The sequence below is a fragment of the Mycolicibacterium doricum genome (assembly GCF_010728155.1).
Classification (GTDB): Bacteria; Actinomycetota; Actinomycetes; order Mycobacteriales; family Mycobacteriaceae; genus Mycobacterium; species Mycobacterium doricum.
Genome location: NZ_AP022605.1, coordinates 2,643,836 through 2,662,813, shown reverse-complemented (window position 1 = coordinate 2,662,813; position 18,978 = coordinate 2,643,836). Strand labels below are relative to the sequence as shown.

The window sequence follows — 18,978 nt, the reverse complement described above, 5'->3', positions numbered from 1 at the left end:
GATGCCCGAGGGCCACACGCTGCACCGGCTCGCCCGGCTGCACCAGAAGCGGTACAAGGGCCAGGGGGTGCGGGTGAGCAGCCCGCAGGGCCGATTCGCCGAGAGCGCGGCGATGGTGGACGGCCACACGTTCACCGGTGCCAGCGCCTGGGGCAAGCACCTGTTCCACCACTACCGCGGTGGCCGCATCATCCACGTGCACCTGGGCCTGTACGGGCGGTTCGACGAGTTCGCGGTTGCGGTCGACGAACCGCCGCCCGATCCGGTCGGGCAGGTCCGCATGCGTATCGTCGGCGCCGACTACGGCACCGACCTGCGCGGCCCCACCGCCTGCGAGGTCGTCGACGAGGCGCAGGTGTCCGACATCCTGGCCCGGCTCGGCCCGGACCCGTTGCGCTGCGACGCCGATCCGGCGCCCGCGTGGAAGCGACTGAACCGGTCACGCAGGCCCGTCGGCGCGCTGCTCATGGACCAGACGGTGATCGCCGGAGTCGGCAACGTCTACCGCAGCGAACTGCTGTACCGCCACCAGATGGATCCGTTCCGGCTCGGCACGAACATCGAACCCGGTGAGTTCCACGCGATGTGGACCGACCTCGTCGCGTTGATGAAAGTCGGCGTGCGGCGCGGTCAGATCGTCACCGTACGTCCCGAGGATGACCATGGCGCCCCGTCGTACCGCACCGGTCGGCCCCGCACCTATGTCTACCGCCGGGCGCTAGAGCCGTGCCGGATCTGCGGCACGCCCGTCAGCACCGCCGTCCTGGAGGGCCGCAACCTGTTCTGGTGCCCGACCTGCCAGAGCTGAGCAGGGTAACGCGGCGCGGGCCGCCGTCAGCAGCGACAATCTCCCGGTGGAACTGATCCTCGTCGTCGTCGGCGCCATCGTGGTCACCGCCATCGCTCACCGTCGCGGCCTGGAGCCCGCCCTGGTCCTCGTCGTGGTCGGGTTCGTGGTCTCCTTCGCCCCCGACTTCAACGGCGTCGAACTGGAATCCGAGGTGCTGTTGTCGGTCGTCCTGCCCCCACTGCTGTACTCGGCCGCGCTGAGCTTCTCGTTCCCCACCTTCCTGCGCAACATCCGGCCGATCCTCGGGCTCGGGGTCGGGCTGGTGGTGATCACCACGTTCGCGGTGGCCGGGCTGGCGTCGTGGCTGGTGCCGTCTCTGACGTTCGGGACCGCGCTGATCCTCGGCGCAGTGGTGGCGCCCCCCGACGCGGTCACCGCCGTCGCGGTGGGTCGCCGCCTCGGCCTGCCGAAGAAGGTGATGGCGATCCTCACCGGCGAGAGCCTGGTCAACGACGCGGCCGCGCTGTCGTTGTTCTCGATCGCCGTGGCCCAGGTGGCGGGCAGCCGGGCGTTCATCGAGAACCCGGTGCTGCTGTTCGGTTACAGCGCACTGCTCGGCCCGCTCGTCGGCGCCGCACTCGGCTTCGTCACGCTGTGGATCCGCCGCCGGCTGGCCAACCCGGGGCTGGAGACCATCCAGGGGCTCGTGGTGCCGTTCGCGGCGTTCATCTGCGCTGAGCACCTGCACGCCTCCGGGGTGCTGGCTGTCGTGGTCGCCGGTTTCGTCGTCGGCCACGGTTCACTCGACGCCGGTTACCAGACCCGGCTGCAGGAACGTTACGTGTGGAACTCCGTCGACGTGATGCTCGAGGCGTTCGTGTTCGCCTACATCGGGTTGCAGCTGCGCTTCGTCCTCGAGGACCTCAACGAGGCGCACGAGTCGCTGGCCGAGGTCGCCGTGGCGTCCGGCGTCGTGCTGCTGGTGGTGCTGCTGATCCGGCCGGCCTGTGTGTTCGTGATGTTCGGCCGCGGTGTGCTCTCCCGCAAGGTCGAGTCCAGGTTGAGCGTGCCCAAACCCGAGCAGGGCGGTCGCGGGGCGCTCGGGGTGCGCCGCCGAAACGGGGCGCGCCGGCTGTCGGTGCCGGTCGACCGGCGGGCGTTGACGTGGCAGGAGAACGTCGTCGTGTCGTGGACGGGGATGCGCGGGGTGGTGACGCTGGCGGCGGCCTCGGGCATACCGCTGACGACGGTCGAGGGCGAGGCGTTCCCCGAACGGGCGACCATCCAGGCGATCGCGTTCGTGGTCAGCGTCGGCACACTGCTGCTGCAGGGGTGGACGCTGCCGGCGCTGATCCGGTGGCTGCAACCGTCGTTCGAGGAGGATCGGCGGTCCGACGAGACCGAGACCCGCAAGGCCGAGCAGGTGGTGCGCACCGCCGCCGACGAGGTGCTGAACCGTTTCGCCGACGCGCCGCCACCGGGACTCGACGATGCGACGCTGACCAACATCCAGCAGACCATCGCCCGGCACGCTCAAGACGCCGACGAGATGCCCGACCCGGAATCGCACACACCGCGCGCCGAGGTGTTCTCCAAGCTGTACCGGGATGTGCTGTGCGCGCAGCGCAACGCGCTGATCGCCCAACGCGACGCCGGTCGCATCGAGGACGAGGCGGTGCGCGCCATGCTCGAACGGCTCGACCTGCAGGAGGCCGGCGTCTCGGCGCGCCTGGAAAGCCGGATCTGACCTCGAAGCGCCGAAGTCTCTAGAAGCCGCCGAAGTCCCCGCCGCCGAAGTCGCCACCACCGAAATCGCCCCAGCCGCCGCCGGTGTCGCCGCTGGTGTCGCCGCCGCCGTGGCCCGCGTCGGTCCCGGGGTCCTGGCCCTGATCGTCGAAGCCCTGGTCGTACCCCTGGGCGAAACCCTGCTCGTACCCGCTGCCATGCATTCCGGAGAACAACGCGTCGAACAGCAGCACCGAGCCCAGCCCCCATGCCCCCGCGACCAGCGCCGGTTTCCACCACGGCTCCGAATACCAGCCCGCCGGAACCGGTCGGCCCGCCACCCGGCCCCCGGGGTAGTAGTTCGGGGTGCGCTGCGACGGGGCCGGCGACGCCTCGATTTCCCGGCCCTCGAACTGCACACGGCGGTCCTCGGTCACCGCGCCCGCCGAGCGCTGGCCCGCCAGCGCCTCGAGCTCGGGGCCCGGGTCCATGTCCATCGCGACCCGTGCCGCGCGCACGTAGTACAGCCCTTCGACGGCGCTCTCCTTGGCCAGCTGCGCCTGTTTGGCCGACGTGGCCTGGTCGATCTGCGACGCCGCGGCGGTGTAGCGCTCCGATGCGTCGGCCAGCGCCTGCTTCGACGCCTCACCCGTGCCGGTGAGGTTGAGCACCTGGCCGCCGAGCCGTTCGATCACCCGCCGGGCGTCGGCCTTCGCGTCGGCCAGGGTCTGCGCGTCACGCCGGCCCGACGCCTTCGAAGAGCTGTAGACGGCCAGCGCAAGGGCCGCGACGATCACGATGATCAAGACGAGCAGGACGCCGTTCATGCGTCCAGCCTACCGACGCGACCTCGCCGTTCGCGGTGCGCGAAAAATCGGCGAACCCGCTCGAGTCACAGCACATTAATGTCCGTGCAACTGGCGGGCCACAAACCTCGTCCTAACTGGTAGCACCCCACCGCAGCCCAGGAGGACACACCGTGAAGGAACTCTCCATAGTCCGTGGCGCCTGCCCGCACGACTGCCCCGACACGTGCGCGATGCTCTACCACGTCGAGGAGGGGAAACTCGTTGACGTGACGGGGGATCCGGACCATCCGATGACCCGGGGCAATCTGTGTGTCAAGGTCAAGAACTTCCACGAGCACCACTACCAGCCGGACCGTCTGCTGTACCCGATGCGCCGGGTGGGGCCCAAGGGATCGGGTGCGTTCGAGCGGGTCTCCTGGGACCAGGCGCTCGCAGAGATCAAGCGGCGGTGGACGGAGATCATCGACGAGTACGGCAGCCAGGCCATCATGCCGCACGCCTATCTCGGCCACCAGGGTGTGCTCAACGGGTTGACCGCGGGTGACGCGTTCTTCAACCGGCTCGGCTCGACGGTTGCGGAGAAGACCTACTGCGAGTCGGGATCGTCGACCGCGTGGCACATGACGGTCGGCGGGTCGGGTGGTCTCGACGTCGAGTCGATGGCGCACTCGAAGTACATCATCGTGTGGGGCATGAACATGACCAGCACGAACCTGCACGGCTGGCCGTTCCTGCTGGAGGCGCGCAAGAACAACGGGGCCAAGATCGTGGTGATCGACCCGGTGCGCAATCGGACTGCACGACAGGCGGACTGGCACATCCGCATCCGGCCCGGCACCGACGGGGCGCTGGCGATGGGCATGATCGGAGAGATCGTCGCGCAGGGGCTGGTCGACACCGACTACGTCGAGCGTTACACCGTCGGATTCGACGAACTCGCCGCGCGCGCCGCCCAGTACTCACCGGAACGTGTCGAGGAGATCACCGGCGTGCCCGCAGACGACGTGCGCACGCTGGCGCGCGAGTACGCCACCAGCCAGCCCGCGGCGATCCGGCAGGGAGTGGCGCTGGAACGCAGCCGCGGTGGGGGCCAAGCGATTCGGGCCATCACCTGTCTGCCCGCGCTGGTGGGTGCCTGGCGCCACGTCGGCGGCGGCATGATGGAGATGCCGATCTGGGAGTTCCCCACCCGCTTCGACAAGATCTGCATGCCGCAGTGGATCCCCGAGGGCACCCGCGTGGTCAACGAGCTCGACCTCGGCATGGCGCTGACCGGGGAACTCGACCTCGACCCGCCCATCAAATCGCTGTTCGTCTACAACTCCAATCCGGTGTCGCAGGCACCGGCGCAGGAAAAGACGATGCGCGGGCTGATGCGCGACGACCTGTTCACCGTGGTCAGCGAGCACTTCGTCACCGACACCGCGAAATTCGCCGATCTCGTACTGCCGGCCGCCATGCAGGCCGAACAGCTCGACATCATGGTGACCTGGGGCCACCTCTATGTCACTTTGAACCAACCGGCGATCGCACCGCCGGGGGAGTGCATCCCGAACGTGGAACTGTTCCGCCGGCTGGCCCGCACGATGGGATTCGACGAGGAGTCGATGGCCTACTGGGACCGCACGGACCGTGAGATGCTCATCGACTTCCACGACTGGGACGCCCCAGCGCTGCAGGGCATCACGTACGAGAAGCTCGAAGAAGTCGGCTGGATGCGGCTCAACGTCGGCAGCCCGGACACCCGGGCCCCGCACGCCGAGGGTAACTTCCCGACGCCGTCGGGCAAGTGTGAGTTCAAATCCAGCCTCGCCGAGGGCGGCAACTTCGTGGTCCCGGTGTGGCGGTCGATGTACGAGGCGATGCAGCCGGGAGGGTACGTCGACCCGGTGCCCGACTACGTCCCGCCATTCGAGTCACCGCAGTCGAATCCCGAGTTGGCGCAACGCTTCCCGCTGAGCATCATCTCGCCGAAACCGCACGCCTTCCTCAACAGTCAGTACGGCAACGCGCCCGACAAACAGCGGGTCCAGGGCGGCCAGCGGGTGTTCATCCACCCCGACGACGCCGCCGCGCGCGGTGTCGCCGAAGGGGAGATGGTGCGGGTGTTCAACGACCGCGGGTGCTTCGTGGGTCCGGCCGCCTACCAGCCGGATCTGATGCCGGGCTTGGTGATGGCCAACGTCGGGCACTGGCAGGGCGGTAGCTCCGGCACGACGGTGAATGCGATCACCGCCGACCGGCACTGCGGGCTGGGCAACGCGGGCGTGTACTGCGACAACCTGGTGGAAGTGCAGAAGGTCATCGACGAGGCCGCCGCCAGCTGAGGTCGCCAGCTGAGGTCGCCAGCTGAGGTGCCCAGCTGAGGGACTCGTCGTGGGCCGCTGGCGTACTGCCTTATGTTCGCTGAGCTCGATGACTCGGCGCTCGACACCGACCGCGCGAAGCAATATTTGACATAGCAATATTTGGCATCGCAATATTTGACATAGCAATTTCTTGGGCGTCCGGAACGGAGGAGTCGCATCCAAGCTGCGTAGCCAGTTCACTACAAGCAGTGGAAGGGCGGTTGCGGTTCGGGGTCGCTGCGCCGGGGGTACCGATAGGACATGGCGCACGACAATGGGCTGCTGCGGCGGCCACGATCGCAGCGTGAGCTTTGGGCCGAAGAGATCCTGGATCGGCTCTCCCCGCTCATGGGCGTGCTCGGCATCGTGTTCGTGCTGCTGGTACTCGGTGAGCAACTGGCGCGCCCGGGACTGCTGTCGGTGGCCATGGCGATCCTGAGCTGGGTGCTGTGGGCGGTGTTCGCCCTCGAGTTCGTAGCCCGGCTGGTGGTTACGCCGGATACCGCCGCCTTCTTACGGCGAAACTGGTGGCAGATCGTCTTTTTGGTGCTGCCTTTCCTCCGGCTGCTACGTGTGGTCCGCACCGCCCGGCTGACGAGGTCGGGCCGGGTGTTGTCCGGCGCGGTGCGTGGAAGTCGTTCGGCGCAGGCAGTGCTCGGCAGCAGGCTCGCCGGTCTCGGCTCCATCGTCGCGATCACCGTGTTGGGCAGCAGCCAGCTGCTGTTTCAATTCAGTGACTATCCCCGGTATGGGGACGCCTTGCATGCGGCTGCCCTCGGCGCCATAACGGGTGAACCGCTCGGGAAAGCTGACGGATTCGCCCAGGCGATGGAGGTGTTCCTGGCGATCTTCTCCGTCGTGGTGTTCGGCGCCCTCGCGGGCTTGCTCGGCTCGTTCTTCACCGAGAACAGACACCGAGAGAGAGAGGAAGCCGCCGAGCGCGGGTCTACGGACTCGGCCGGGTCACCCGGGCGGCCAGCGCCTTCTGCGAAGCGGGCGACGGGAGTGGGACCCGCATAGCTGGTTGGGACCGACACCGCGACACGGGTGCCCTATCGGTTGGCTGTGCCTACCCTGTCGCCGTCCGGTGTGATCAGAAACCACTCGGCGCCGAACAAATTCACGCCGTGGCCTTCGATAGTTCCCGGCCCCTTGTCGCCCGCGTACCAGTACAGGGGATGACCTTGATAGGCCACCTGTGCACTGCCGTCGGGGCGGGGGACAGTCCTGGCCGCGGACACCTGGATTCCGATCCCCCCGGCCGGATCGCCGGAAGCCAGCAGGGGCAACCAGGTGTCAGCGCACGAGCCTCGACATGTGGACTCGTTCGCCGTGTCCGCCGAGGAGGCATACACCGCGCGGCCGGTACCGTCCACCACGAAGGTGCCCAAACCGTCGATCTCGTCGGTCTCCAACCACTTCGGACCGGTGGGCAGAATGCGGTCGGTCGACGGCGGCGGCGTTTGCGCATCGTGCTCGAATGCGGCCGCGGGTGGCGGCGTCGTCGTCTCGTGAACACCCGACGTGCCACCGTCGCCAACTGCGCAGCTCGTGAGCACGACACTGCCGGCCGTCAAGGCCGCCGCGGCGGCGCCGATGAAACGGGGACCGGTGAAGGCGCGTTCACACATGCACGTTGTTTTGCCAATATCCGCCGCCGGCAAACCGGGCAAGATCTGCGCTGGGTGACATGGATGGGGACATGGATCACCATCCGCCGGGTCGCCTAACCACGATCGGCGACTCACGCGCTGGTCAAGCTTGGAGCGGGCGACGGGAATCGAACCCGCGTAGCTAGTTTGGAAGACTAGGGCTCTACCATTGAGCTACGCCCGCAGCGTGCGCACGCCGATGGTACCGGCGCCCACCGGATCAAATCCAATTGGGTGCCTCGCCCGTCGGTGCTCGGTTCGCAAGCCGTAGGATCGCGCGTGGTCAGCGCTGCGCGTCAACGCATGGTGCGGACCGTGACGGCGCGGGGTGTAGCGCAGCTTGGTAGCGCATCCGCTTTGGGAGCGGAAGGCCGCAGGTTCAAATCCTGTCACCCCGACAACCAGCACCGCACCGATGTGACACCAGAGCCCAGACATCAGTACCCAGACACGAGGAGAGACCGCAGTGAAGAGCACCGTCGAGAAGTTGAGCCCCACCCGGGTGCGCATCAACGTGGAGGTGCCCTTCACAGAACTCGAACCGGACTTCGACCGGGCGTTCAAGGAGCTCGCCAAGCAGGTGCGGCTCCCCGGCTTCCGGCCCGGTAAGGCGCCGCGCAAGCTGCTCGAGGCCCGTGTGGGGCGCGAGGCCATGCTTGACCAGATCGTCGGCGAGGCCGTCCCCGACCGCTACACGGAGGCCGTCACGACTCAGGCTGTGCAGCCTCTCGGGCAGCCGGAGATCGAGATCACCAACAAGGAGTACGGCCAGGACCTCGTGTTCACCGCCGAGGTCGACGTCCGTCCGGAGATCGCCTTGCCGGACCTGTCCGCACTGCAGATCACCGTCGACCCGATCGAGGTGACCGACGAGGAGGTCGACGCCGAACTGGAGTCGCTGCGCGCCCGCTTCGGCACGCTCACCGGTGTCGACCGTCCGGCCCGGAACGGCGACTTCGTCTCCATCGACCTGTCGGCGACCGTCGACGGGCAGGACGTCCCGGAGGCCACGACCGAGGGCCTGTCGCACGAGGTGGGCTCCGGCCAGCTGATCGAGGGCCTCGACGACGCGATCGTCGGCCTGTCGGAGGGGGAGAGCAAGGAGTTCACCACCACGCTCGCCGCCGGCGAGCACGCCGGCAAAGAAGCCGTCGTCACCGTCACAGTGAAGTCCGTCAAGGAACGTGAACTGCCGGAGCCGGACGACGAATTCGCCCAGCTCGCCAGCGAATTCGACACCATGGAGGCGCTCAGGGACAGCGTGACCGAGCAGGTGCGTCGGGTGAAGCGAGTCCAGCAGGCCGAGCAGATCCGCGACAAGGCGCTGGAGCTGCTACTCGAGCAGACGGACGTGCCGCTGCCGGAGAAGATTGTCCAGGCGCAGATCGACGACACGGTCCACAACGCGATCCACGGCCTCGACCACGACGAGGACCGCTTCGCCGAGCAGCTCGCCGAGCAGGGCAGCAGCCGCGAAGAGTTCGACGCCAACACCCGCACCGAGGCGGAGAGGGCCATCAAGACTCAGCTGCTGATGGACGCGCTCGCCGACCAGCTTGACGTCCAGGTCGGCCAGGACGACCTGACCGAGCGGCTGATGCTGATGTCGCGCCAGTACGGCCTCGAGCCGCAGCAGTTGCTGCAGATCCTGCAGCAGAACAACCAGCTGGCCGCCATCTTCGCCGACGTGCGGCGCGGGCTGACCATCGCGGCCGTGGTGCACGGGGCCACCGTCAAGGACACCGACGGCAACCAGATCGACACCACCGAGTTCTTCGGCCCGTCGGGCGGCGCACCGGCCGAGGCGGCCGAGGCGGACGACGAGGCGGACGCAGCAGACGACGCCCAAGTGACGCTGTGAGCGAACGCTCGCCGGTCAGGGAGTGCATGCTCACCCACGTTGGTTAGTGTCGGTACCCAGACCACATCGACGAACACACCGACGACACACCGCGAACTGGCGGACCCAAGACGTAAGAGAAAGCAGGTATCCAGTCGTGACTGTTATGCGTGGCGGGGCGCCGGGCCTCACGCTCCAGGACTCGGTCTATGAGCGTCTGCTCGCCGAGCGCATCATCTTCCTCGGCTCACAGGTGGACGACGACATCGCCAACCGCCTGTGCGCGCAGATCCTGCTGCTCTCGGCGGAGGACCCGACGAAGGACATCCACCTCTACATCAACTCGCCCGGCGGCTCCATCAGCGCCGGCATGGCGATCTACGACACGATGGTGCTGGCGCCGTGCGACGTCGCGACCTACGCGATGGGCATGGCCGCTTCCATGGGCGAGTTCCTGCTGGCTGCGGGCACCAAGGGTAAGCGCTACGCCCTGCCCCACGCCCGCATCCTGATGCACCAGCCGCTCGGCGGTATCACCGGTGGCGCGGCCGACATCGCGATCCAGGCCGAGCAGTTCGCGGCGATCAAGAAGGAGATGTTCCGCCTCAACGCCGAATTCACCGGGCAGACCATCGAACGCATCGAGGCCGACTCGGACCGCGACCGCTGGTTCACCGCCAAGGAAGCCCTCGAATACGGATTCGTCGACCACATCATCACCAGCGCCAGCATCAACGACGGAGTGGCCCCCTAATGAGCAACCAGACCGACCCCCGCCTCCAGCCCCAGGCGCGCTACATTCTGCCGTCGTTCATCGAGCACTCCAGCTTCGGCGTCAAGGAATCCAACCCGTACAACAAGCTGTTCGAGGAACGCATCATCTTCCTCGGCGTGCAGGTCGACGACGCGTCGGCGAACGACATCATGGCCCAGCTGCTGGTGCTTGAGTCGCTCGATCCCGACCGCGACATCACCATGTACATCAACAGCCCGGGTGGTTCGTTCACCTCGCTGATGGCGATCTACGACACCATGCAGTACGTGCGTGCCGACATCCAGACGGTGTGCCTGGGTCAGGCCGCCTCGGCCGCCGCGGTGCTGCTGGCCGCCGGCACACCCGGTAAGCGGCTCGCGTTGCCGAACGCCCGCATCCTGATCCACCAGCCCGCGCTGTCCGGCGTGATCCAGGGCCAGTTCTCCGATCTGGAGATCCAGGCCAAGGAGATTGAGCGGATGCGCACGCTGATGGAGGTCACCCTCGCGCGGCACACCGGTAAGGACGCCGAGACGATCCGCAAGGACACCGATCGCGACAAGATCCTGACCGCCGACGAGGCCAAGGACTACGGGATCATCGACACGGTGCTCGAATACCGGAAGCTGTCCGCCCAGACCTCCTGATCAGGTGCGGCGTCGCCACGTGGGCTTCAGCCCTTCGCTGGGTCACGGTGGCGACACGCCAGGGACACGGCGGCGTGTGGCAGGCGGCAACCCGGCGTGTGAGGCGTTATGTTGGCGCGACAGCTGAATACCACCAGCGCGATTCGGCACTAACGGTCGCACCGCGCGGGAGTTAACGGGTAGCGTCGGAAACAGGGCCGCACCACAGGTCCTGGCAACGGCCCGAACCGACCCTCCGACGTCGAACAGGAAAGTAGGACCCCACCACCATGGCGCGCATTGGAGACGGCGGTGACCTGCTGAAGTGCTCGTTCTGCGGGAAGAGTCAGAAGCAGGTCAAGAAGCTCATCGCCGGCCCCGGCGTGTACATCTGTGACGAGTGCATCGATCTCTGCAACGAGATCATCGAAGAGGAGCTGGCCGACGCCGACGAGGTGAAACTCGACGAGCTGCCCAAGCCCGCGGAGATCCGCGAGTTCCTCGAGAGCTACGTCATCGGACAGGACACCGCCAAGCGCACGCTGGCCGTCGCGGTCTACAACCACTACAAGCGCATCCAGGCCGGCGAGAAGAGCCGCGATTCACGCTCTGAGCCGGTCGAGCTGACGAAGTCCAACATCCTGATGCTCGGTCCTACCGGCTGCGGTAAGACCTACCTCGCGCAGACACTGGCCAAGATGCTCAACGTCCCGTTTGCAATAGCAGATGCGACCGCGCTCACCGAGGCCGGCTACGTCGGTGAGGACGTCGAGAACATCCTGCTGAAGCTGATTCAGGCCGCTGACTACGACGTCAAGCGGGCCGAGACCGGAATCATCTACATCGACGAGGTGGACAAGATCGCCCGCAAGAGCGAGAACCCGTCGATCACCCGTGACGTCTCCGGCGAGGGTGTGCAGCAGGCACTGCTGAAGATCCTCGAGGGCACGCAGGCATCGGTGCCTCCGCAGGGCGGACGCAAGCACCCGCACCAGGAGTTCATCCAGATCGACACCACCAACGTCCTGTTCATCGTCGCGGGTGCCTTCGCCGGGCTGGAGAAGATCGTCTCCGACCGCGTGGGCAAGCGCGGCCTGGGCTTCGGCGCCGAGGTCCGCTCCAAGGCCGAGATCGACACCCAGGACCACTTCGCCGACGTCATGCCGGAGGACCTGATCAAGTTCGGGTTGATCCCCGAGTTCATCGGCCGCCTGCCGATCATCGCCTCGGTGACGAATCTGGACAAGGAGTCGTTGGTCAAGATCCTGTCGGAACCCAAGAACGCGTTGGTCAAGCAGTACACCCGGCTGTTCGAGATGGACGGCGTCGAGCTGGAATTCACCGGCGACGCGCTCGACGCCATCGCCGACCAAGCCATCCACCGCGGCACCGGTGCGCGTGGTCTGCGCGCCATCATGGAGGAAGTCCTCCAGCAGGTCATGTACGACATCCCGAGCCGCGACGACGTCGCGAAGGTCGTCGTAACCAAGGAAACCGTGCAGGACAACGTGCTTCCGACGATCGTGCCCCGCAAGCCGCAGCGCAGCGAGCGTCGGGACAAGAGCGCTTAGCACTCACCGACAATGCACCCAGGGTCGTGAACCTCCGGGTTTCGCGCCCCTGGGTGCATTGTCGTGTGTGAGGAGAATCTGTTCGGCAACGCGTATCTGTGGATGACGCGGAACGCCTGCAGATACTGACGGGGCAGCGGACCGGTCGTGTACGGAAGGTCGTACTTGACGCACAGAGCGCGCACCCGCTGCGCGATCTGCCGCAACCGATTGCTGGGCAGGTCGGGGAAGAGGTGGTGTTCGATCTGGTAGCACAGATTCCCGCTCATGAACCCCATCGCGGTTCCGGCGTGAAAGTTCGCGCTGCCCAGCATCTGCCGCAGATACCACTCGCCGCGCGACTCGCTTTCGAGGACCGCGGGCTCGAACTTCTCTGCGCCGTCGGGGAAGTGGCCGCAGAAGATCACCACGTACGCCCACAGGTTGCGCAGCACATTCGCCGTCGCGTTGGCAGCCAGTGTCCGCAGGAAACGCCGCCCGCTGAGCGCCGGCAGAACCATATAGTCCTTGCTGACCTGGCGCGCGACCTTGGCCAGCAGCTCCCGGCCCCCTTTGGACCCACCGACGAGCAGTGCGCGGTCCCGGCTCGCGTGCAGACCGTGCAGCGCGATGCCCCACTCGAAGATCAATGCCAGGAACACGTTTCGTAATGGCGCCGCGAGGTGGTCCGGACTCCACTCCTGGTCCGGGGACACCCGCAGCACGCCGAAACCGAGATCGTCGTCCACGCCGATGATGTTGTTGAACACGTGGTGTTTGTAGTTGTGGGAGTACTGCCACTGAGACGACAGCCCCGCCATATCCCATTCCCAGGTGTTCGAGTGGATCTCCGGATCGTTCATCCAGTCCCACTGCCCGTGCCCGACGTTGTGCCCGATCTCCATGTTCTCGATGCTCTTGGCGGTCGCGAGCGCGACGGTGCCCAGCACCAAACCCGCAGTCCCCCAAGGGCGGTGGATGAGGATTCGTGCGGCCACGTCGAGAACGCGTTGAGCCCCGATCGTGCGACGGATGTAGGCGGCGTCACGGGCGCCCAGCGAGGCTTCCACGTCGGCACGGATGGCGTCGAGCTCGCGTGTCAGGCCCTCGACATCCGCCTCGCTCAAATGCGCATAGGCAGCGACGTCGGTGATTGCCACATGAGTCCTCGGGTCGGTGGGGGAGGCGCATTCGCATACGCGTTGTGCCCCAGTGATCGGGACCGGCTCCTCGACCCACTCTACGTGCCGACCGGCAGCCGTTACCGCGACGCCCGGCTGCGCTCCGCGAGGACCTCGTCGACGAATGCGTCGTAGCGGGTCTTGGTGAACCCCTCGGCGTCCTCGGTTCGGGTGTCCGTCGGGCGTCGAGGTCATCCAGGCGGTGGGGTTCCGAGCTAGGAGTTCCTGCAGATGGCGCTCAGATCAGCGGTCGACGCGGTCCGGTCGGGTGTAGACGTTCATCGACTGGCCGCGCAGGAACGCCACCAGGGTGAGCCCGGACTGGCCCGCCAGGTCGACCGCCAGCGACGACGGTGCCGAGACAGCGGCGAGCACCGGAATGCCCGCCATCACCGCCTTCTGCGTCAGTTCGAACGAGGCGCGACCGCTGACCAGCAGCACCGAACCGGTCAACGGGATGCGGTCGGCCTCCAACGCCCAGCCGATCACCTTGTCGACGGCGTTGTGCCTGCCGACGTCTTCGCGTACGACGAGCATCTCGCCGTTGGTGGTGAACAGCGCGGCGCCGTGCAGTCCGCCGGTGGTGGCGAACACCTTCTGTGCCGCCCGCAGCCGATCCGGAAGCGCCGACAGCGTTTCGACGCTGACCCGTGACGGGTCGTCTCCGGGGCCGTGTCGGCTGATGAGTTGCACGGCCTCCAGCGAGGCCTTGCCGCACACCCCGCACGACGAGGTCGAGTAGAAGTTCCGCCGCAGATCCGGGCTGGGCGCGGACACGTGCGGTGCCAACGTCACGTCCAGCACGTTGTACGTGTTCACCCCGTCGTCACCGGCCCCGCGGCAGTACCGCACCGTCAGCACGTCGTCGCGGTGCCCGATGAACCCTTCGGTGAGAAGGAAACCTTGCGCCATCTCGACATCCGATCCCGGTGTGCGCATCGTGACGGTCAGCGGCTCACCGCCGACGCGGATCTCGAGTGGCTCTTCGACCACCAGGGTCTCGGGCCGCGCGACGCTGGTGCCGGCGGTCACATGGTGGACGCGCCGCCGCGCGGTGACACGACCCATGGGTCCAGCCTAGGAGGTGACCTCGATGATCTGTATGACGCCTCGGCTCAGACCGGCGACCAACAGCTGCCGGGCCGCCGGCGGAATCGGCATCACAGTGTTCACCGATCCGACGCCGACGTCACATGCGCGCCGGCGTGCCAACGCCCCCGGGATATGCACAATTGAGGCATGGACATCGATTGGCGCACCGCGGCTTGGCGTGACCCGCTGTCGGTCGGATGGCGCGCGCATCGTCAGATCCTCATGCTTCGGTTCCGGTGGCACGAACGCCGTCACTTGTCGGCCCGCGGCGGTCGGCAGGCCTAGGTCAACTACTCCGAGGGGCGCTAGCCCACAGCTACCGATGGGTGGCGTTTTCTTAGGAGAATCGCGTTTCCGGCACGTGACGAAGACCACACAACGTTCGCTTCGGCGCGGCGTTCGCCCCGCTGAGCAGGGCATCCACCAATCCTGCCCGGCGTGGCGGTGCGGCGTGTGGTATCGGGCTACCTAAGACCAGTGCAATAATCGGTACTAAGAGTGACATCAACTTCTATTCGGAACGTATGTGGGTCGTCCACCGGCGGCGCGCCTGGGCGCCCGCGACTGGTGGACCCGCTGCTGACAGTGGGAAAGGCAGGGGGATGGGGCTGAACGGCAACGGCGCCGCGCCGCGGCAGAAGCTCGAGAAGGTCGTCATCCGATTCGCCGGTGATTCCGGTGACGGCATGCAGCTCACGGGTGACCGCTTCACGTCCGAGGCGGCGCTCTTCGGTAACGACCTCGCGACGCAGCCGAACTATCCCGCCGAGATCCGCGCGCCTCAGGGCACCCTGCCCGGTGTCTCGTCGTTCCAGATTCAGATTGCCGACTACGACATCCTCACCGCAGGCGACCGACCCGACGTCCTGGTGGCGATGAATCCCGCGGCGCTCAAGGCCAACGTCTCCGACCTGCCCCGCGGCGGTCTGATCATCGCCAACTCCGACGAGTTCACCAAACGCAACCTGGCAAAGGTCGGCTACGACGCCAACCCACTCGAAACCGACGAGCTGTCCGACTACGTGGTGCAGGCCGTGCCGATGACCACCCTGACCCTCGGCGCCGTCGAGGAGATCGGCGCGTCGAAGAAGGACGGCCAACGCGCGAAGAATATGTTCGCGCTCGGCCTGCTGTCGTGGATGTACGGCCGCGAGCTGCACCAGAGCGAGATCTTCATCCAGGAGAAGTTCGCCCGCAAACCCGACGTCGCCGCCGCGAACGTGCTGGCGCTCAAGGCCGGCTGGAACTTCGGCGAGACCACGGAGGCGTTCGCCACCACTTACGAGGTGTCTCCGGCCAAGCTGCAATCCGGCGAGTACCGGCAGATCTCGGGCAACACCGCACTCGCCTACGGCATCGTGGCAGCCGGCGTGCTCGCCGACACGCAGGTGATCCTCGGCACCTACCCGATCACCCCGGCGTCGGACATCCTGCACGAGCTGTCCAAGCACAAGAACTTCAACGTGCTGACCTTCCAGGCCGAGGACGAGATCGCCGGCATCGGCGCTGCGCTCGGCGCCTCCTACGGTGGCGCGCTCGGCGTCACGAGCACGTCGGGTCCCGGTGTGGCGCTCAAGGCCGAGGCGGTCGGCCTTGGCGTGATGACCGAGCTGCCGCTGGTGATCATCGACGTCCAGCGCGGCGGCCCATCGACGGGTCTGCCCACCAAGACCGAGCAGGCCGACCTGCTGCAGGCGCTCTACGGCCGCAACGGCGAGTCGCCGGTTGCGGTCCTGGCCCCGCGGTCGCCGTCGGACTGCTTCGACATCGCGGTGGACGCCGCCCGGATCGCGCTGACCTACCGCACACCGGTGATCATCCTGTCCGACGGTGCGATCGCCAACGGCTCGGAGCCCTGGCGTATCCCCGACGTCGCCGGATACGACCCGATCGACCACACCTTCGCGCAGCCCGGCGACGACTTCGCCCCGTATGCACGCGATCCGGAGACGCTGGCCCGCCAGTTCGCGGTACCCGGCACCGCGGGTCTCGAACACCGGATCGGCGGACTGGAGAAGGCGAACGGTTCGGGCAATATCAGCTACGAGCCGAAGAACCACGACCTCATGGTCCGGCTGCGGCAGGCCAAGATCGACGGCATCACCGTGCCGGACCTGCAGGTCGACGATCCGACCGGCGACGCCGAGCTGCTCCTGATCGGCTGGGGCAGCAGCTACGGGCCGATCGGTGAGGCGTGCCGTCGCGCCCGGCGCAAGGGCATCAAGGTGGCCCATGCACATCTGCGGCATCTGAACCCCTTCCCGGCCAACCTCGGTGAGGTGCTCACGCGTTACCCGAAGCTCGTGGCGCCGGAGATGAACATGGGGCAGTTGGCCCTACTGCTGCGCGGGCGCTACCTCGCCGACGTGCAGTCGGTGACCAAGGTCGAGGGCATGGCATTCCTGGCTGACGAGGTCGAAGGCATCATCGATTCCGCGATCGACGGCACACTGGGAGGCAAGGAAAACGAGAAGGCCACGTTCGCGCGGCTGGCTGCGGCCACCGTGGGAGCTGGCGTGGGAGTGAGCGAATGACAACAGCGAGAAGCGAAGCGGATCGCGCATCAACCCAGTTGATCGGAACCGACCTGAGCCTGACCCCGTTGTCCAAGACGGCGGGGGTGCCCACCACCGACCAGCCCCAGAAGGGCAAGGACTTCACCAGCGACCAGGAGGTGCGCTGGTGCCCCGGGTGCGGTGACTACGTCATCCTCAACACGATCCGCAACTTCCTGCCGGAGTTGGGGCTGCGCCGCGAGAACATCGCGTTCATCAGCGGCATCGGATGCTCAAGCCGTTTCCCGTATTACCTGGAGACCTACGGCTTCCACTCGATCCACGGCCGTGCGCCGACCATTGCCACCGGGCTCGCGCTGGCCCGTCCCGACTTGTCGGTCTGGGTCGTCACCGGTGACGGCGACTCGCTGTCCATCGGCGGCAACCATCTGATCCACGCGCTGCGCCGCAACATCAACATCACAATCCTGCTGTTCAACAATCGGATCTACGGTCTGACCAAGGGCCAGTACTCGCCGACGTCCGAGGTCGGCAAGGTGACGAAGTCGACGCCGATGGGCTCGCTGGACTATCCGTTCAACCCGGTGTCGCTGGCACTGGGCTCCGAGGCCACGTTCGTCGGCCGGGCGCTGGACTCCGACCGCAAGGGTTTGTCCGAGGTGCTGCGCGCCGCGGCCCAGCACCGCGGTGCGGCCCTGGTCGAGATCTTGCAAGACTGCCCGATCTTCAACGACGGCTCGTTCGACGCGCTGCGGAAAGAGGGTGCCGAGGAGCGCCTGATCAACGTCCGCCACGGCGAACCGATCACCTTCGGCGCCGACGGTGAATACTGCGTCGTCAAATCCGGCTACGGTCTGGACGTCGCCAAGACCGCCGACGTGTCGGCTGACGAGATCGTGGTCCATGACGCCGAGATCGACGATCCGGCGTACGCGTTCGCGCTGTCACGGCTGTCCGAGCAGAACCTCGAGCACATGGTGATGGGCATCTTCCGGCAGGTCAACCGGCCCACCTACGACGACGCCGCCCGTGAGCAGGTTCAGTCGGCGCGCGATGCCAGGCCACACGACACCGCGGCGCTGCAATCGCTGCTTCGCGGCAAGGAGACCTGGACCGTCGACTAACGTCACCTAGGTGATCCTGGGGGCGACGTCACCCGTACCGTTGGCCGCGGTCGTGCTGGCCGGCGGGGCGTCCCGCCGGATGGGACGCGACAAGGCGACGGTGAGCATCGACGGCCCGTCGGGACCCACCACACTCGTCGAGCACGTGGTGACCACGGTGGGCCGACGGTGCTCGCCGGTGTTCGTGATCGCCGCACCCGGCCAAGCGCTACCCGACCTGGCTGCCGAGGTGTTGCGCGACGAGGTACGCGGCGTGGGACCGCTGCTGGCGACCGGGCGGGGGCTGCGTGCGGCCGCCGAAGCCGGGCACCGGTGGGCGTTCGTGTGCGCCGTCGACCTGCCCTATCTGACGATGGATTTCGTCGACGATCTGGCCGTGCCCGCCGAACGGCTCGGCGTCGATGTCGTGCTGCCGTGGGACGGCCGCGACCACTACCTGGCGGGTGTCTACCGCACCTCGCTCTCCGGGCACATCGCCCAGTTGGTGGCCGCCGGCGAGCGCAGCATGCGCGCCCTGGTGGACACCGTGGATGCCCAGCGGATCGTCATGCCCGAGCAGCGGGCTCTCACCAACGCGAACACGCCCGCCGACCTGCCCGTCGGCCACTGATCTGCCAGCAAATTGTATGTCGGCTTTACTTAGATTACCTTTCTAACAATGCGGGCGTAAATTCCGTGATAAGGCGCCATTTACCTATCCGTGATCAAAATGTGAACGTCTGCGCCGTTACCATCTGAATGGGTACCATTTCCTGGTCAACTCGTCCGGAATCCGCTGGGGCAGCACCTTTTTCGGCTCGCCGCCGGTTCCGGCTTTCGATGCGTACCCCCTTCCCATTCAGGCGAGGGGACGAGAAATGCCTCAAAAAAGAACGGTGTACGGCCTTTCGCGCGCGTCAACAGGATGAGCAGGCGCCCGATCGAGGCAGTCGACGCCTCGATATGGCCTTGCCGCACAACACGTTCCGTCC

Annotated in this window: 15 protein-coding genes and 2 tRNA genes; 12 read left to right on the top strand and 5 right to left on the bottom strand. The window is 66.8% G+C overall.

The window, feature by feature from the left end; translation table 11 throughout:
- Window position 1: 1 nt before the first annotated feature.
- Window positions 2-808: an Fpg/Nei family DNA glycosylase gene (locus G6N07_RS13010; protein WP_085189759.1), complete on the top strand. Its 807-nt coding sequence runs from the start codon at window positions 2-4 to the stop codon at window positions 806-808.
- A 46-nt stretch (window positions 809-854) separates the two neighbouring features.
- Window positions 855-2,537 carry a cation:proton antiporter gene (locus tag G6N07_RS13005; protein ID WP_085189760.1) on the top strand — a complete coding sequence of 561 codons (1,683 nt, stop codon included), beginning with the start codon at window positions 855-857 and terminating at the stop codon, window positions 2,535-2,537.
- A gap of 19 nt (window positions 2,538-2,556) precedes the next feature.
- Here the strand turns inward: G6N07_RS13005 and G6N07_RS13000 are convergent, their stop codons facing one another.
- Window positions 2,557-3,342, bottom strand: a complete 786-nt coding sequence (locus tag G6N07_RS13000; RefSeq protein WP_085189762.1) for a hypothetical protein — start codon at window positions 3,340-3,342, stop codon at window positions 2,557-2,559.
- 152 nt (window positions 3,343-3,494) lie between these two features.
- On the opposite strand from G6N07_RS13000, the gene G6N07_RS12995 reads away from it, so the two are divergent.
- The gene (locus G6N07_RS12995; RefSeq protein WP_085189764.1) at window positions 3,495-5,651 is read left to right on the top strand and encodes a molybdopterin-containing oxidoreductase family protein; all 2,157 of its coding nucleotides are present in this window, start codon (window positions 3,495-3,497) and stop codon (window positions 5,649-5,651) included.
- A 282-nt stretch (window positions 5,652-5,933) separates the two neighbouring features.
- A complete protein-coding gene (locus G6N07_RS12990; RefSeq protein WP_085189766.1) occupies window positions 5,934-6,692 on the top strand; it encodes a hypothetical protein in 759 nt (252 codons plus the stop codon).
- Window positions 6,693-6,724: 32 nt separating this feature from the next.
- Here the strand turns inward: G6N07_RS12990 and G6N07_RS12985 are convergent, their stop codons facing one another.
- Complete coding sequence (locus tag G6N07_RS12985) at window positions 6,725-7,336, bottom strand: COG4315 family predicted lipoprotein (RefSeq protein WP_133055527.1); 612 nt, start codon at window positions 7,334-7,336, stop codon at window positions 6,725-6,727.
- Window positions 7,337-7,434: 98 nt separating this feature from the next.
- Window positions 7,435-7,508, bottom strand: a tRNA-Gly gene (locus G6N07_RS12980).
- Between the two features lie 140 nt (window positions 7,509-7,648).
- On the opposite strand from G6N07_RS12980, the gene G6N07_RS12975 reads away from it, so the two are divergent.
- The 5 genes from G6N07_RS12975 to clpX all read left to right on the top strand — a co-directional run bounded on the left by G6N07_RS12975 (window position 7,649) and on the right by clpX (window position 12,115).
- Window positions 7,649-7,722, top strand: a tRNA-Pro gene (locus tag G6N07_RS12975).
- 68 nt (window positions 7,723-7,790) lie between these two features.
- Window positions 7,791-9,185, top strand: a complete 1,395-nt coding sequence (gene tig / locus G6N07_RS12970) for a trigger factor (protein ID WP_085189770.1) — start codon at window positions 7,791-7,793, stop codon at window positions 9,183-9,185.
- Between the two features lie 145 nt (window positions 9,186-9,330).
- Window positions 9,331-9,918 (top strand): ATP-dependent Clp protease proteolytic subunit, encoded by a 588-nt coding sequence (locus tag G6N07_RS12965; protein WP_085189772.1) that lies wholly within the window; start codon window positions 9,331-9,333, stop codon window positions 9,916-9,918.
- On the top strand, window positions 9,918-10,565 hold the full coding sequence (locus G6N07_RS12960; RefSeq protein ID WP_059096011.1) for an ATP-dependent Clp protease proteolytic subunit: 648 nt from the start codon (window positions 9,918-9,920) through the stop codon (window positions 10,563-10,565). Before G6N07_RS12965 ends, G6N07_RS12960 begins: the two co-directional genes overlap by 1 nt.
- A gap of 269 nt (window positions 10,566-10,834) precedes the next feature.
- Window positions 10,835-12,115 carry an ATP-dependent Clp protease ATP-binding subunit ClpX gene (clpX, locus tag G6N07_RS12955; protein ID WP_085189774.1) on the top strand — a complete coding sequence of 427 codons (1,281 nt, stop codon included), beginning with the start codon at window positions 10,835-10,837 and terminating at the stop codon, window positions 12,113-12,115.
- Here clpX and G6N07_RS12950 read toward each other — a convergent pair.
- Window positions 12,112-13,254, bottom strand: coding sequence for a fatty acid desaturase family protein (locus G6N07_RS12950; RefSeq protein ID WP_085189776.1), 1,143 nt, complete (start codon window positions 13,252-13,254; stop codon window positions 12,112-12,114). The genes clpX and G6N07_RS12950 overlap by 4 nt on opposite strands.
- Window positions 13,255-13,518: 264 nt before the next feature.
- Window positions 13,519-14,343: a formate dehydrogenase accessory sulfurtransferase FdhD gene (gene fdhD, locus G6N07_RS12945; RefSeq protein ID WP_085189778.1), complete on the bottom strand. Its 825-nt coding sequence runs from the start codon at window positions 14,341-14,343 to the stop codon at window positions 13,519-13,521.
- Window positions 14,344-14,969: 626 nt separating this feature from the next.
- Here fdhD and G6N07_RS12940 point away from each other — a divergent pair.
- The 3 genes from G6N07_RS12940 to mobA are packed head-to-tail and all read left to right on the top strand — an operon-like array spanning window position 14,970 to window position 18,617.
- Window positions 14,970-16,901 (top strand): 2-oxoacid:acceptor oxidoreductase subunit alpha, encoded by a 1,932-nt coding sequence (locus tag G6N07_RS12940; protein WP_085189780.1) that lies wholly within the window; start codon window positions 14,970-14,972, stop codon window positions 16,899-16,901.
- Window positions 16,898-18,007 (top strand): 2-oxoacid:ferredoxin oxidoreductase subunit beta, encoded by a 1,110-nt coding sequence (locus G6N07_RS12935; RefSeq protein WP_085189782.1) that lies wholly within the window; start codon window positions 16,898-16,900, stop codon window positions 18,005-18,007. The genes G6N07_RS12940 and G6N07_RS12935 overlap by 4 nt, the downstream gene beginning before the upstream one ends.
- Before the next feature lie 16 nt (window positions 18,008-18,023).
- Window positions 18,024-18,617, top strand: coding sequence for a molybdenum cofactor guanylyltransferase (mobA, locus tag G6N07_RS12930; protein ID WP_275990305.1), 594 nt, complete (start codon window positions 18,024-18,026; stop codon window positions 18,615-18,617).
- Window positions 18,618-18,978: the final 361 nt, after the last annotated feature.

What these genes read in the sequence shown, in the direction of transcription:
- G6N07_RS12965 (WP_085189772.1), top strand. Translation starts at nt 9,331, where the DNA reads ATGCGTGGCGGGGCGCCGGGCCTCACGCTCCAGGACTCGGTCTATGAG.
- clpX (WP_085189774.1), top strand. Translation starts at nt 10,835, where the DNA reads ATGGCGCGCATTGGAGACGGCGGTGACCTGCTGAAGTGCTCGTTCTGC.
- G6N07_RS13000 (WP_085189762.1), bottom strand. Translation starts at nt 3,342, where the DNA reads ATGAACGGCGTCCTGCTCGTCTTGATCATCGTGATCGTCGCGGCCCTT.
- G6N07_RS13010 (WP_085189759.1), top strand. Translation starts at nt 2, where the DNA reads ATGCCCGAGGGCCACACGCTGCACCGGCTCGCCCGGCTGCACCAGAAG.
- G6N07_RS12990 (WP_085189766.1), top strand. Translation starts at nt 5,934, where the DNA reads ATGGCGCACGACAATGGGCTGCTGCGGCGGCCACGATCGCAGCGTGAG.
- G6N07_RS12960 (WP_059096011.1), top strand. Translation starts at nt 9,918, where the DNA reads ATGAGCAACCAGACCGACCCCCGCCTCCAGCCCCAGGCGCGCTACATT.
- fdhD (WP_085189778.1), bottom strand. Translation starts at nt 14,343, where the DNA reads ATGGGTCGTGTCACCGCGCGGCGGCGCGTCCACCATGTGACCGCCGGC.
- G6N07_RS12940 (WP_085189780.1), top strand. Translation starts at nt 14,970, where the DNA reads ATGGGGCTGAACGGCAACGGCGCCGCGCCGCGGCAGAAGCTCGAGAAG.
- G6N07_RS12935 (WP_085189782.1), top strand. Translation starts at nt 16,898, where the DNA reads ATGACAACAGCGAGAAGCGAAGCGGATCGCGCATCAACCCAGTTGATC.